13 protein-coding genes are annotated in these 13,918 nt (G+C 72.1%); 8 read left to right on the top strand and 5 right to left on the bottom strand.

Translation table 11 applies throughout. The annotated features are described in order from the left end of the window. Position 1 precedes the first annotated feature (1 nt). The 3 genes from ACFVYL_RS03030 to ACFVYL_RS03040 all read right to left on the bottom strand — a co-directional run bounded on the left by ACFVYL_RS03030 (position 2) and on the right by ACFVYL_RS03040 (position 2,471). Entirely contained in the window at positions 2-745 is a 744-nt protein-coding gene (locus ACFVYL_RS03030; RefSeq protein ID WP_389712551.1) for a CPBP family intramembrane glutamic endopeptidase, read from the bottom strand. Positions 746-906: 161 nt separating this feature from the next. Further along, positions 907-1,698 (bottom strand): HAD family acid phosphatase, encoded by a 792-nt coding sequence (locus ACFVYL_RS03035; protein ID WP_389712552.1) that lies wholly within the window; start codon positions 1,696-1,698, stop codon positions 907-909. A gap of 185 nt (positions 1,699-1,883) precedes the next feature. Next, complete coding sequence (locus tag ACFVYL_RS03040; protein WP_389712986.1) at positions 1,884-2,471, bottom strand: TIGR03086 family metal-binding protein; 588 nt, start codon at positions 2,469-2,471, stop codon at positions 1,884-1,886. Between the two features lie 276 nt (positions 2,472-2,747). Between ACFVYL_RS03040 and ACFVYL_RS03045 the strand changes: the two genes are divergently transcribed. Then, complete coding sequence (locus ACFVYL_RS03045; protein WP_389712553.1) at positions 2,748-3,953, top strand: MFS transporter; 1,206 nt, start codon at positions 2,748-2,750, stop codon at positions 3,951-3,953. Here the strand turns inward: ACFVYL_RS03045 and ACFVYL_RS03050 are convergent. Further along, positions 3,928-5,112: a hypothetical protein gene (locus ACFVYL_RS03050; protein WP_389712554.1), complete on the bottom strand. Its 1,185-nt coding sequence runs from the start codon at positions 5,110-5,112 to the stop codon at positions 3,928-3,930. The genes ACFVYL_RS03045 and ACFVYL_RS03050 overlap by 26 nt on opposite strands. Then, complete coding sequence (locus ACFVYL_RS03055) at positions 5,109-6,083, bottom strand: 5-dehydro-4-deoxyglucarate dehydratase (RefSeq protein WP_389712555.1); 975 nt, start codon at positions 6,081-6,083, stop codon at positions 5,109-5,111. Before ACFVYL_RS03055 ends, ACFVYL_RS03050 begins: the two co-directional genes overlap by 4 nt. A gap of 255 nt (positions 6,084-6,338) precedes the next feature. On the opposite strand from ACFVYL_RS03055, the gene ACFVYL_RS03060 reads away from it, so the two are divergent. The 7 genes from ACFVYL_RS03060 (at position 6,339) to ACFVYL_RS03090 (ending at position 13,784) form a co-directional block, all read left to right on the top strand. Beyond that, positions 6,339-7,151, top strand: coding sequence for an NAD-dependent epimerase/dehydratase family protein (locus ACFVYL_RS03060; RefSeq protein ID WP_389712556.1), 813 nt, complete (start codon positions 6,339-6,341; stop codon positions 7,149-7,151). Positions 7,152-7,397: 246 nt separating this feature from the next. Then, positions 7,398-8,168, top strand: a complete 771-nt coding sequence (locus tag ACFVYL_RS03065) for a DeoR/GlpR family DNA-binding transcription regulator (RefSeq protein ID WP_389712557.1) — start codon at positions 7,398-7,400, stop codon at positions 8,166-8,168. 131 nt (positions 8,169-8,299) lie between these two features. Further along, complete coding sequence (locus ACFVYL_RS03070; protein WP_389712558.1) at positions 8,300-9,667, top strand: ABC transporter substrate-binding protein; 1,368 nt, start codon at positions 8,300-8,302, stop codon at positions 9,665-9,667. After that, positions 9,664-10,617: a carbohydrate ABC transporter permease gene (locus ACFVYL_RS03075; RefSeq protein ID WP_389712559.1), complete on the top strand. Its 954-nt coding sequence runs from the start codon at positions 9,664-9,666 to the stop codon at positions 10,615-10,617. The genes ACFVYL_RS03070 and ACFVYL_RS03075 overlap by 4 nt, the downstream gene beginning before the upstream one ends. Then, complete coding sequence (locus tag ACFVYL_RS03080) at positions 10,617-11,447, top strand: carbohydrate ABC transporter permease (RefSeq protein WP_389712560.1); 831 nt, start codon at positions 10,617-10,619, stop codon at positions 11,445-11,447. Before ACFVYL_RS03075 ends, ACFVYL_RS03080 begins: the two co-directional genes overlap by 1 nt. A 16-nt stretch (positions 11,448-11,463) precedes the next feature. After that, complete coding sequence (locus ACFVYL_RS03085) at positions 11,464-12,453, top strand: zinc-dependent alcohol dehydrogenase family protein (protein WP_389712561.1); 990 nt, start codon at positions 11,464-11,466, stop codon at positions 12,451-12,453. An 89-nt stretch (positions 12,454-12,542) separates the two neighbouring features. Beyond that, complete coding sequence (locus tag ACFVYL_RS03090; protein WP_389712988.1) at positions 12,543-13,784, top strand: TerD family protein; 1,242 nt, start codon at positions 12,543-12,545, stop codon at positions 13,782-13,784. Positions 13,785-13,918: the final 134 nt, after the last annotated feature.

Raw genomic sequence — 13,918 nt, forward strand, 5'->3', positions numbered from 1 at the left:
TTCACTGTGCCTTTCGGACGGCGGGCGCGGCGCGCGGCCTGTCGGGCGCGGGCAGCGTCAGATCGCGTACGGAGAGGGCGACGTGCACGGCGACGGGGAGCAGCAGGCTGCCCGTCGCGAGGTAGAGGCCGGTGAACACCGCGCCGAAGAGGGCGAAGCCGAGGACGCCCTGGCGGCCCTGGTAGCACCCGGCGACCGCGTAGACGAGGACGGAGAGGGCGGCCGCCACGTAGAGGTCGAGCCCGAGTGCGCCGACGCCGAAGGCGATGAGGAGGCCGCGGTAGACCAGTTCGGAGCAGAGTCCGTCGCTCACGGCGACGGCGATCGCGAGCCTGCGCTCCTCGGGGTTGCGCGGCAGCATCGCCTCGATGGCGGCGAGCCCCGGCACGTTCCTGCCGCGCTCCGCGAGGTCGTGGAAGTTCCGTCCCGAGGCCGCGGCGATCGCCGTGCAGATGAGGATTCCGGCGACGGCGTAGATGGGCCGCTCGGGCAGGGCCAGGCCGAGGTCGGCGGCGTCCGTCCCCGGCGAGAGCAGCAGCGCCGCGGCGGCGAAGGCGGCGAAGGTCCAGGCGAGGACGAGCACGAGGCCGAAGTAGCGGACCAGGGCGCGGGGTTCGGTGTCCCTGCGGCGGGCCAGCGAGCCGTACATCCGGCGGCCGGTCCAGGGCTCGCCGAGCAGCAGGTACGCGGCGAGGGTGGCGGTGACGGCGGTCGATGCCGTCGAGAAGTCCGGCGAGATGGTCATGGGATCCCCGTTTCCCGAAGGGGCCGCGCGGCGTGCGTGTGCCGCACGCCGCGCGGTCCCCGAGCGTCTGAGCTGCCTAGACCGTATGGCGACCTAGTCAGGATTGCAACCTAGGTGGCGCAGCCGACGCCGGAATCTCGCGGAATCTCCCGTGCTCCCGGTCAGCCCACGTAGTACGTCGGGTTCGGGAGCTTGTACGTCTTGTCGGCGTAGCCGCCCGCGAGGTCGGACGTCTGGTCGCCGAAGCTGGCGACGATGTTGTAGCCGGTCGACTCGATGTACTTGCGGGTGCCTTCCTTGAACTGGACGGTGGTGCAGTTCCAGGCGGCGGGCGTCGCGCAATTCGCCAGGTACGCGGGCGGGTTCGCCTTGTCCTTGGTGAAGACGTGCGTGCGGTCGAGCGCGGTGTCGTAGCCCGCCCTGGCGAGGTTGGTCACGGCGCCCTCCCGCAGCGGCTCGGCGAGCCCGGTGAGGAAGAAGACCTCGACGCCCTTGCGCTTGGCGTACTTCACCAGCTGGGGCATGCCGAAGACCGCGGGACGCTTGGCCTCCTTGACGTAGGCGTTCCAACTATCGTTGTTGTACGTGTAGTTCGTCGACTTCTCGTAGTCGAAACTGAGCAGCGCGGTGTCGTCGACGTCGAGGACGATCGCGGGCTTCTTGCCGTGCCGGGTGTGGTGCGCGGCCTTCTTTATGTCCTTCTTCGCCTTGGCCTGGATGCGGGCCAGGTCCTTGGCGTACGGGCTGTCGGGCGAGGACTTCCACACGCCGTCGGCGTCCTTGGCGGCGCCGTAGTAGGCGTCGATCTCGCCGACGAGGAGACCGATGTTGTGGGGCTCCGCGGTGGGGCGCGCCTCGGCCTGGTCCGCGCTGGCGGCACCGGTGGCGTAGAGGGCGGCGCCGGCGACGGTGCAAGCGGTGGCCAGGCCGGCCACGCGTAGGGACTTCCGCATGTATTGCGTCTCCGCATCAGGGTTCGGGCAGGTCAAGGACTGTCTACGCGCATCAACCCTGGTGTGGGGAGGGGGCGGGATGACCCTTTACCTGATCCATACCTGTGGGGCGGACTGATCCGTACCTGTGTGGTGGACCCGATCCGTACCTGTGCGGTGGACCCGATCCGTAGCTGTGTGGCGGGTCAGACCCGCGGCCGCCAGCCCGGGTCGCGGCCGCTCAGGCCGATCACCCGGTCGAGCAGCGGCGCGCCGTCCGGCACCGGCACCGGCGTCCCGAACAGACCGGCCCCGTCCGGGGTGTCCCCGGCGGGCTCCGCCTGCGCCGCGGGGGACAGCAGGGCCCGCGCGCCCTCCAGGCTCGCCGCGTCCGGCGCGTACTCCTGCCCCGTGGCGCGCGCCAGGTCCCAGCCGTGGACGACGAGTTCGTCGAGCGCGACGAGGCCCGCGACCTCGCCCGGCAGGTCGATGCCGCCCGCGCGGGTCATGCCCTGCCAGGCCGCCGGGTCGCGCCACGCCCCGGCCATGCCGTCGAGCGCCTTGGGCAGCTCCTCGCGCCAGGTGGGGCCGACGTCGGGCAGGACGCTGCCGGGGTTCCGGTCGAGGGCCGGCCCGAACTCCTTGCGGGCGGCCTCCTCGAACGCTCCGGCGAGGCCGAGCAGATGGCCGAGGAGGTGGCGTACGGCGTAGTCGGGGCAGGGCGTGGGCGCCGCGAGCTGCTCGTCGGTGATGCGCCCGGCGATCCGCACCACGAGGCGGGCCTGCGGGCCCAGGTCGGGAACGGCGTCGCCAGTGGTGCCGGTGGCTCCGGCGGAGCCAGTGGTGTCGGTGGCGTGGGTGGTGTCGGTGGAGCCAGTGGTGTCGGTCACGGGAACTCCCTGATGCGTACGGGTCACGGGCGGCGGCGGGCCGGGGCGGGCCGCGGCATAAGGCGGCCGTCTCGGTACCTCTCCCTTGTAGACCCGCCCCGCGCCGTGAACTCATCGCCCTCGCCCTAGGGAAAGCACCCGATACCGCCGCCGGGGCCTTAGAAGCCAGCATCACCAGGCATGACACCGACGATCGGGCGCGTCCTGCGGGACCGCAACGCCGGGCTGTACCTCGGGGCGGTGGTGGTCTCCGGCTTCGGCAGCTCCGCGCTGTGGCTGGCCTCCGGGATCTGGGTGAAGGAGCTGACCGGGTCCGACGGGCTCGCCGCGCTCTGCCAGTTCGCGCTCTGGGCGCCCACCCTCGCGGGCCCCCTGCTCGGCACGCTCGCCGACCGCACCCGCCGCAGACCGCTCCTCATGGCCGCCCATCTCGCGCTCGGCGCCCTGCTCCTGTCCCTGTTCGCCGTCGACACCGCGGGACGGCTCTGGATCCTCTTCGCCGTCCTGCTCCTGTACGGGGCGTGCGGCGTCGTCACGGACGCCGCGGAGGCCGCCCTGGTCGCGACGGCCGTCGACAAGGAGCTGCTGGGCGACTTCAACGGCCTGCGGATGACCGCGAACGAGGGCATGAAACTGGTGGCTCCGCTCGCCGGGGCGGGCCTCTTCGCCGCCTACGGGGGCGCCCGGGTGGCGCTCCTGGACGCGGTGACGTTCGTGCTCGCGGCGGGCATGTTCGCGCTCCTGCGGGTGCGGGAGAGCGCGCCGGCGCCGGACCGCTCGTCGCTGCGGGCGCGGACCGGGGAGGGGGCGCGGTACCTGTGGGGGCACGCACGGCTGCGGCCCCTCGTGCTTGCGGGCGGCCTGACGATGCTGAGTTCGGGGATCAGCGGTGCGGCCCTCTTCGCGATCGTCGAGGGCCTCGGCCGCTCCCCCTCGTACACGGGCGTGCTGTACGTCGCGCAGGGCGCCGGTTCCGTGGCGGTGGGCGTGGCGTCGGGGGCGCTGATGCGGCGGTTCGGGGCGCGGCGGTTCGCGGGCGCGGGCATCGCGCTGACCGGCGGGGCCGCGGTGCTGAGCGCGCTGCCGTACGACGCGGCGGTGCTCGTGGGCAGCTTCACGAACGGCGTCGGGCTGCCCTGCGTGCTCATCGCCGCCCTGACGGCGGTCCAGCGGGAGACGCCGGACACGCTCGTGGGACGGGTCGCGGCGACCGCCAACACCCTGATGTTCACGCCGACCGCGCTCGGCATCGCGGCGGGCGCGGCCCTCGTGGAGAGCGTCGACCACCGTGTGCTGCTGCCGGTGCTCGCGGGGGCGCGGCTGCTGATCGCCGCGCCCCTGCTGTGGCCCCGGGAGCGGGTTACTTCACGTCCGCCCAGGGCTTGAGAGCTTCGCCGACGAGGGCGAGATCGCCGTCCGACGCCAGGCCCGCGTGGTAGAGCCGCAGTTCGGTGGCGCCGAGCTCCGCGGCACGGGCCGCGTCGGCGGCGAGCGTGGCGGGGCTGCCGCCCATGCCGCTCACCACGGTGAGGTTGGCGGCCAGGACCGTGCCGTCCCCGCCCTGCCCGGCGAACGGTGCGAGCAGGCGCGGGCCGCCCGTGCAGGGCACGACCACTCCGTCGGCCACGGAGAGGATGTGCGCCGGGTCGACGCCCGCGTTCGCACCGCAGTGGTACGTCACCGGGTCGGCGTGGAGCAGCACCTGGAAACCGGGCCCCTCGGCACGCGCCGCCGCGCGGACCGCGCCGACGGCGGCCTCCTGGAGGGTGCGGGCGGCCGTCTCGCGCCACGCGCGCGTGGCCGCCGCCCGGTCCGGGCCGATCAGTTCCTCCACGGCGGTCCAGCCGTCGGGCTCGCCCGCTCCGCGCCACAAGGGCTCCAGGGCGCCGCGGACGACGGCCGCGAGCTCGTCCGGGTCGAGGCCCTGTCCTGCGTACCCCTGACGGCAGGAGGCGCAGAAGCACAGCGACATCAGGTACTGCCCGGCCTCACCGAGGGGGACACCGGCGATCTTGTCGTGGGCGTGCGGGTGCGCGAGGCCGTACCAGCCGCAGGACTCCAGTTCGGTGCCGCGCGTGCCGGGGCGCACGGCGGCCTCCGCGGCGAGGTCGACCAGGTACGCGCGCGTGGCGGGCCGGGCGATGCAGGGCGCCCAGGGGTAGCGGTCGCCGTAGGCGTTCACCACGGAGGTCGCCGGATGGTCTTCGCCCATACGGGAGTTGTGGGCGAGGACCACCCAGCTGTGCACCTCGATCCCGGCGTCGCCGAGCGCCCGCGCCGCCTCTCCGTAGGCATCGCCCGGCGCCCACTCCCCGGCGGCGTACGGCCGCGGCTCGCGCCCTTGCCAGCGCTCGCCCGGCGGGTAGAGGACGGCGGCGTGGGCGGCCGTGACGACGCGGTGGCGGGGGTGGCGCGGGGTCAGGGCGCGCGTGGAGTGGTAGGCGGCGGCCAGGGTGACCTGGCGGATGCCCAGAGCGGCGAGGCGGGCGGGCGCGTCGGGGTCGCCGACGACGTCCCAGGGGTAGAGGAACGCGGCGGCCTTCACACGCCCTCCCCGAAGCCGCCGGGCAGCCCGCCCCGCAGCAACTCCCGGCCCCGCTCGACGAGTTCCGCGAGCCGCTTGACGTGTTCGGCGTCCGGCTCGTGCAGCGGTGGCCGTACGTGGCCGACGTCGAGGCCGCCGAGCCGCACGCCCGCCTTGACGAGGGAGACGGCGTAGCCGCGGCCGAGGGCGCGCAGCTCCACGAAGGGCCGGTAGAAGCCGTCGACGAGCCGGTCGACGGCGGCGTCGCCCTCCGGCGTGCCCGCGTTGAACGCGCGGTGGAAGGCGAGCGCGATGTCGGGCGCGAAGCAGAAGACCGCCGAGGAGTAGAGGGTCACGCCGATGCCCCGGTAGGCGAGCCCGGTGAGCTCCGCGGTCGGCAGGCCGTTGAAGTACAGGAAGCCGCCCGGCACTTCACTGCGCACGGCGCTGACCGTGCGCTGCATCAGGTCCATGTCGCCGAGGCCGTCCTTGAAGCCGATGACGCCGTCCGCGCGCGCGAGCGCGACGACCGTCTCCGGGGTGAGGACGGCGTTGTCGCGCTGGTAGACGATGACGTCCAGGGAGGTGGCCGCGGCCAGTTCGGTGTAGTGCCGGATCAGCCCCTCCTGCCCGGCGACGACGAGATAGGGCGGCATGGCGAGGAGGCCGTCGGCGCCGGCCTCCTCGGCGAGGCGCGCGTACCGCACGGCGAGCGCGGTGCCGTACCCGGTGCCCGCGACCACCGGGACACGCCCCGCGGCCTCGTCGACGGCGGCGGCGACGCACTCCTGGAACTCCTCGGGGGTCAGGGCGTGGAACTCGCCGGTGCCGCAGCAGGCGAACACGGCCGCCGCCCCGGCGTCGATACCGTCGCGCACGTGGTCACGGAAGGTGTCCAGGTCGAGGGCGCCGTCGGGCCCGTACGCGGTGACCGGGAAGAAGAGCGGCCCGCTGGGGACGCGGAGTCGGCAAGCGAGGGGGGCTGACGTCACGGGCTCTCCCTAGGCGCGCGTGCGGGGCGTGCACGTTTCTGATCCATGTCCATGTCCCTGAACACGACCACGCTAAGGCGCCCGATCGAGCCCGGTCAAGCGGACGAACTCCCCGCCCAGGAGCGGAGTTACCCCCTCCCCCGACCCTCGGCACGGCGCGCCACGGACACTTGACGCCGCGCGACGAAGATCCCTAGCGTGTCCATACATGTGAATCCTGTACGTGGATACATACGCCGCCCGAGGAGACCCGTCATGCCCGCTCCCCGCACCGTCCTGCTCACCGGCGCCGCCGGCGGCCTCGGCACCCTGATGCGCGGACTCCTGCCGACGACGTACGGCTACGACCTGCGCCTGCTCGACGTGCGTCCCGTCGAGGGCGAACCGGACGCCATCACGGCCGACCTCGCCGACACGGCGGCCCTGCGCGAGGCCGTGCGCGGGGTCGACGCGGTCCTCCATCTGGCGGGCATCTCCCTGGAGTCCACCTTCGAGAAGATCCTGCGCGCCAACATCGAAGGCACGTACAACCTCTACGAGGCGGCCCGCGAGGAAGGCGTCCGCCGGATCGTCTTCGCCTCCTCCAACCACGCGGTGGGCTTCACCCCGCGCCCCCGGGGCGACGACCCGCTGATCCCGGTCGACACCCCGCGCCGCCCCGACACCTTCTACGGCCTGTCGAAGTCCTTCGGCGAGGACCTCGCCCAGCTCTACTGGGACAAGCACGGCATCGAGACCGTCTCGGTCCGCATCGGGTCGTGCTTCCCGGAGCCGTCGAGCGTGCGGATGCTGTCGATCTGGCTGAGCCCCGAGGACGGCGCGCGCCTCTTCCACGCGGCGCTCACCGCCGAGGACGTCGGGCACACGGTGGTCCACGGCTCCTCCGCCAACACCCGCCTGTGGTGGGACCTCTCGTCCGCACGGGCGCTCGGCTACGCCCCGCAGGACGACTCCGAGCGGTACGCGGAGAAGCTCCTCGCCGAGCAGGGCGAACTGGATCCGGCCCATCCCGGCCAGACGCGCCTGGGGGGCCACTTCTGCACGAACCCGCCGGTGTGGCCGTACTGACCGCACCGGGCGCCGCCCGCCCCCGTCCGGTGCCCGCCCGCCCCCATCCGGGCACCGAACGGGCAGCGCGACCCCCACGAACGGGCACGCCCCCGGCCCGCCGCACAGGCCGCCGCCCCGCCAAGCGGGCACAAACGGGCAGCATCGAGCCCGCTGCGAGCCTGGTCACCCCCCGGCCCGGACTGTAGAACTTCCCCACAGGGCCCGAACGGGCACGCACCGACCCAGGGGAAGAAGGTGGCGCCGATGACCGCGGAAGAACGTCAGCGGCGGATCGTCAACGCGGCCCGCCACTCCGGCTCCGTCGACGTGTCGGTGCTCGCCGGGGAGCTCGGGGTCGCGAAGGAGACCGTCCGCCGCGATCTGCGGGCCCTGGAGGACCACGGTCTGGTCCGCCGCACCCACGGCGGCGCCTACCCCGTGGAGAGCGCGGGCTTCGAGACCACCCTCGCCTTCCGCACCACCATGCACGTCCCCGAGAAGCGGCGCATCGCGGCCGCCGCGGCGGAGCTCCTCGGCGACGCCGAGACGGTCTTCGTCGACGAGGGCTTCACCCCGCAGCTGATCGCCGAGGCCCTGCCCGGCGCCGCGGCGGGCCGCGCCCTGACCGTTGTCACCGCCTCACTGGCCACCGCGGGCGCCCTCGCCGAGGCCGAGAACATCACCGTCCTGCTGCTCGGCGGCCGGGTACGCCCCGGCACGCTCGCCACCGTCGACCACTGGACGACGCGCATGCTGGCCGGATTCGTCATCGACCTGGCGTACATCGGCGCCAACGGCATCTCCCGCGAACACGGCCTGACGACCCCCGATCCCGCGGTCAGCGAGGTGAAGGCGCAGGCGATCAGGGCGTCGCGGCGCACCGTGTTCCTGGGCGTGCACACCAAGTTCGGAGCGACGAGCTTCTGCCGCTTCGCGGGGATCGGCGACCTGGACGCGATCGTCACGAGCAGCCGGCTGCCCGCGTCCGAGGCGCACCGCTACTCACTCCTGGGCCCCCAGGTCATCCGCACCTGACCGACCGCTCCCCCGCGCCCCCTCCAACTCCCTCCCCTCCCCTCCCTCCCTCTCTGCGCACCTCGCGGACTTCCGCACGCCTCGGCGCGCCCCGAACACCTCTCTTGCCCCTCCAAGTTCAGGAGCGATTCATGCGAACCCCGAGCCGACGGGGGCCGCGCACGCTCGCCGCGGCCGCCGCAGGGGCGCTGCTCGCCCCGCTGCTCGCCGGCTGCTGGACCGGTGCCGGCGGGTCCGGTTCAGGCGGCGACTCCATCAACGTCCTCATGGTGAACAACCCGCAGATGGTGGAGTTGCAGAAGCTCACCGCCGCCCACTTCACCAAGGAGACGGGCATCAAGGTGAACTTCACCGTCCTGCCGGAGAACGACGTCCGCGACAAGATCAGCCAGGACTTCGCCAACCAGGCAGGCCAGTACGACGTCGCGACGCTCAGCAACTACGAGATACCGATCTACGCCAGGAACGGCTGGCTGCACGAGGTCGGTTCGTACGCGCGAAAGGACCGGGCGTACGACGAGAAGGACATCCTGGCGCCGATGCGCCAGTCCCTCACCGGCAACGACGGCAAGCTCTACGGACAGCCCTTCTACGGGGAGTCGTCCTTCCTGATGTACCGCAAGGACGTCTTCAAGAAGGCCGGCCTGACCATGCCCGAGCACCCCACCTGGCAGCAGGTGGCCGACCTCGCCGCCCGGGTGGACGGCAAGGAGCCGGGGATGAAGGGCATCTGTCTGCGCGGGCTGCCCGGCTGGGGCGAGGTGATGGCGCCACTGACGACCGTGGTGAACACGTTCGGGGGCACCTGGTTCGACAAGGGGTGGAAGGCCCGTCTGGACTCCCCCGAGTTCGAAAAGGCAACCCGCTTCTACGTAGACCTCGTCCGCGAGCACGGCGAGTCAGGTGCCGCGCAGTCCGGCTACGCCGAGTGCCTCAACAACCTCACCCAGGGCAAGACCGCCATGTGGTACGACGCGACGGCCGCCGCGGGATCGCTCGAGTCCGCCAAGTCCCCGGTCAAGGACAAGATCGGCTACGTGCCCGCCCCGGTGGCGCGGACGGAGAGCTCCGGGTGGCTCTACACCTGGGCCTGGGGTATGCAGAAGGCCTCCCACAACCCGGACAAGGCCTGGAAGTTCATCTCCTGGGCGTCGGGCAAGGAGTACGAGAAGCTCGTCGGCGAGAAGACCGGCTGGTCGAACGTCCCCGCGGGCAAACGCGCGTCGACCTACGCGAACCCCGCCTACCGCGAGGAAGCCGCCGCCTTCCAGGACGTCACCCGCGCCGCCATCGAGGGCGCGCGGCCCCGCGACCCGGGCGTGCAGCCCCGCCCGGCGCCCGGCATCCAGTTCGTCGGCATCCCCGAGTTCACCGACCTCGGCACCAAGGTCTCCCAGGAGATCAGCGCGGCCATCGCCGGACGCCAGTCCGTCGGGTCGGCCCTGGAGAAGTCGCAGGAGCTCGCCGAGAAGATCTCCGAGGAGTACGAGGGACGATGACCGCCACCGCAAGCACCACCGCCGTGGGACACGCGCGCGTGCCCGGCGCGACGGCGTCCAGGCCACCGGGACGGCTGCGCGCCTGGGCGACCCGGGCGCCCCTGCTGCCCGCACTCATCTTCATGATCGCCGTGACCCAACTGCCCTTCGTGGCCACGCTGGTGATCTCCTTCTTCGACTGGAACGCCCTCTACCCGGACGCCCGCAGCTTCACCGGGTTCGCCAACTACACCGAGGTCCTCACCGACCCGGACCTGCGCAAGTCCGTGCTGACCACGATCGTCCTGACGGCCACCGTCGTGCTGGCGAGCCTGGTCGCGGGGCTCGGCCTCGCGCTGCTCCTGAACCGCAGGTTCCGCGGTCGCGGCCTGGTGCGCACGCTCCTCATCGCGCCGTTCCTGCTGGTCCCCGTGGCCGCGGCGCTGCTGTGGAAGCACGTGCTCTACAACCCCGAGTACGGGCTCTTCAACGGCCTCCTGCACTGGGTCGGCGGGGACTCCGCGGCCCAGCCCGACTGGATCTCCAACACCCCGCTCCTCGCCGTCGAGGCCTCCTTGGTGTGGCAGTGGACGCCCTTCATGATGCTGATCCTGCTCGCGGGGCTGCAGAGCCGTGACCCCGAGCTGATCGAGGCGGCCCGGATGGACGGCGCCGGCAACTGGCAGGTCTTCCGCCATCTGACGCTGCCGCACCTGCGCCGCTACCTCGAACTGGGCGCGCTGCTCGGCTCGATCTACATAGTGCAGAACTTCGACGCCGTCTTCACCCTCACCTCGGGCGGCCTCGGCACCGCCAACCTGCCGTACACCGTCTACCAGAGCTTCTACCAGGCCCACGAGAACGGCCTGGCCTCCGCGGCGGGCGTGCTCGTCGTCATCGGCTCGCTCGTCATCGCGACCTTCGCGCTGCGGGTCGTCTCGTCCCTGTTCCGTGCGGAGGTGTCCCGCTGATGAGCAACGTACGCGGCAAGGGAATCGGCCTGGGGCTCACCGCCTGGCTCGCCGGGATCCTGTTCTTCCTGCCCATCGCCTGGATGGCGCTGACCTCCTTCCACTCGGAGGAGGACGCGGCGACCAACCCGCCCTCGCTCGCCGCCTCGCTCACCCTCGACGGCTACCGCGAGTTCTTCGGCTCGGGCGGCGGCGCGAGCCCCTGGCCCTCGCTCGTCAACTCGACGGTGGCGTCCGTCGTCTCGACCCTGTGCGTGCTGGTCCTGGCCCTGCCGGCCGCCTACGCGCTGTCCATCAGGCCGGTGAAGAAGTGGACGGACGTGCTCTTCTTCTTCCTGTCCACGAAGATGCTGCCGGTCGTGGCGGGCCTGTTGCCGATCTACCTCTTCGCCAAGAACACCGGCCTCCTCGACAACATCTGGCTGCTTGTCCTCCTCTACACCTCGATGAACCTGCCGATCGCGGTGTGGATGATGCAGTCGTTCCTCGCCGAGGTCCCCAAACCGGTCATCGAGGCCGCCCAGATAGACGGGGCGCGGCTGCCGACGATCCTCACGCGCGTGGTGGCGCCCATCGCACTGCCCGGGATCGCCGCGACCTCCCTGATCTGTTTCATCTTCAGCTGGAACGAACTGCTCTTCGCCCGGGTGCTGACGGGCGTCGTCGCCCAGACCGCGCCCGTCTTCCTGACCGGCTTCATCACCAGCCAGGGCCTGTTCCTCGCGAAGGTGTGCGCCGCGTCGCTCATGATCTCCCTGCCGGTGCTCGCCGCGGGGTTCGCCGCCCAGGACAAGCTGGTCCAGGGCCTGTCGTTGGGAGCCGTCAAATGAACCAGGGAGCCGTCAAGTGAAGGCCGCCATCATCGAGTCCGTCGGCAGGGCCGTCGTCGAAGAGCTGCCCGACCCCGCGCCGGGACCCCGCGAGGTCGTCGTCGAGGTCGCCGCGTGCGGGCTGTGCGGGACCGACCTGCACATCCTCCAGGGCGAGTTCGCGCCCACCCTGCCGGTCGTGCCGGGGCACGAGTTCGCCGGTGAGGTCGTCGCGCTCGGCAGCGACGTGCGCACGCTCGCCGTGGGCGACCGGGTCGCCGTGGACCCCTCGCTGCACTGCCACGAGTGCCGCTACTGCCGGGACGGGCGCGGCAATCTCTGCGAGCGGTGGGCCGCGATCGGCGTGACCACGGCCGGCGGCGCCGCCCAGTACGCGGTGGCGCCCGCCGCGAACTGCGTACGCCTGCCCGACCATGTGCGCACCGAGGACGCCGCCCTGATCGAGCCCCTCTCGTGCGCCGTGCGCGGCTACGACGTGCTGCGCTCGCGGCTCGGCTCGCACGTGCTGATCTACGGCTCGGGGACGATGGGCCTGATGATGCTGGAGCTCGCCAAGCGCACCGGCGCGGCGAGCGTGGACGTCGTTGACCTGAACGCGGACCGGCTCGCCACGGCGCGGCAGTTGGGCGTCTCGGGGTCGGCGGCGCACGCGGACGAGCTGGACCGGCCGCAGGGCTGGGACGTCGTCGTCGACGCGACCGGCAACGCGGCCGCGATCCAGGACGGGCTCGAACGGGTCGCCAAGGCGGGCACGTTCCTGCAGTTCGGCGTCGCCGACTACGCCACGCGCGTGAACATCGACCCGTACCGGATCTACAACCAGGAGATCACCATCACCGGTTCGATGGCCGTCCTGCACAGCTACGAGCGGGCGGCGGAGCTGTTCGCGGGCGGCGTCCTCGACCCCGACGTGTTCATCAGCGACCGACTGCCGCTCGCAAAGTACCCGCAGGCCCTCGACCGGTTCGCCGCCGGGGTGGGGCGGAAGATCGTGGTCGTGCCGTGATCCGGTACCGGTCGGCGGGGCCGGAAAAAACCTTCTCCGGGTAAGGGAACGGCAAAGCGGGATCGTTCGTTACCCCTGGCATGACAGCTATGACCCCCGGTTCGAACATCCCGCTGACCGCCGCCCGCGTGGCGGTGGACGTCGCCGCTCCGGTGCGGCTCGACGTATCGGGCCTGCTGCTCACCGCCGACGGCAAGGTGCGCTCCGACGACGACTTCATCTTCTTCAACCAGCCCGCCGGGCCCGGCGTGACCTATCAGTCGGGCGGCGGCACGACCCCCGACAAGGTCACCGTCGACACGGCCGCCGTGCCGCCCGGCATCGAGAAGATCGTCGTGACCGCGAGCCCGGACGCGGCGGGCCAGACCTTCCAGGGCGTCGAGCCCACCGCCACGATCCGCAACGCCGACGACGGCTCGGTGCTCGCCACCTTCACGCCGCCGCAGCTCGGCACCGAGACCGCCCTCGTGATCGTCGAGATCTACCTGCGCAACGGCGCGTGGAAGGCCCGCGCGGTCGGCCAGGGGTACTCCAACGGTCTCGCGGGCATCGCCACGGACTTCGGTGTCTCGGTGGAGGAGCCCGCCCCGGCTCCGGCCGCCGCGCCCGTGGCCCCTCCGGCTCCCCCGGCTCCCCCGGCTCCCCCGGTGGGCCAGCCGGTGCAGGGCCCGCCCCCGCCCGTCGCCGACCCGCGCCTCGCGGCCCCCGCGCCGGCCGCTCCCCCGCCCCCCGCCGCGCCCGCGCCCGGCGCCGGGAAGATCAACCTGGACAAGGGCCGCGTCAGCCTCCAGAAGAACCAGACGGTGTCCCTGGTCAAGGGCGGCAAGCCGCTGCTCTCGCAGGTCAAGATGGGCCTCGGCTGGGAGCCCGCGTTCCGGGGCAAGGACATCGACCTGGACGCCTCCGTCATCGCGTACGGCCCGCAGCGCAACCACGTCGACAGCTGCTACTTCGGCAAGCTCTCGATCGTGAACGGCGCGATCAAGCACTCCGGCGACAACCTGACGGGCGAGGGCGGCGGTGACGACGAGGTGATCGTCGTCGACCTCGGCCGTCTCCCCCAGGACGTCACGGGCCTCGTCTTCACGGTGAACTCGTTCTCCGGCCAGAAGTTCACCGAGGTCGCGAAGGCCTACTGCCGCCTGATCGACGCGGCCTCCGGCGAGGAGCTGGTCCGCTTCGACCTGACCAACGCCGAGGCGCAGACGGGCGTCATGATGGCGAAGCTGATCAAGCAGTTCAGCGGTGAGTGGGAAATGACCGCTCTGGGGCAGTTCGTGAAGTCCCGCACGGTACGCGGCATGGTGAAGCCGTCGGCACAGGCCCTGTAGGGCGGCCGGCGCGGACGTGAAAGAGTCGGCGCGGACGTGAAAGAGGGGCGGGGGGGGCGCGGGGGCGCGGCGCCCCCCCCCCCCCAGCTCAAAAAAAATTAAATTAAAAAAAATATGCAGCAAAAGAAGATGGG

Origin of the sequence: Streptomyces sp. NPDC058308 (genome assembly GCF_042880275.1) — a bacterium.
Lineage (GTDB): Bacteria > Actinomycetota > Actinomycetes > Streptomycetales > Streptomycetaceae > Streptomyces.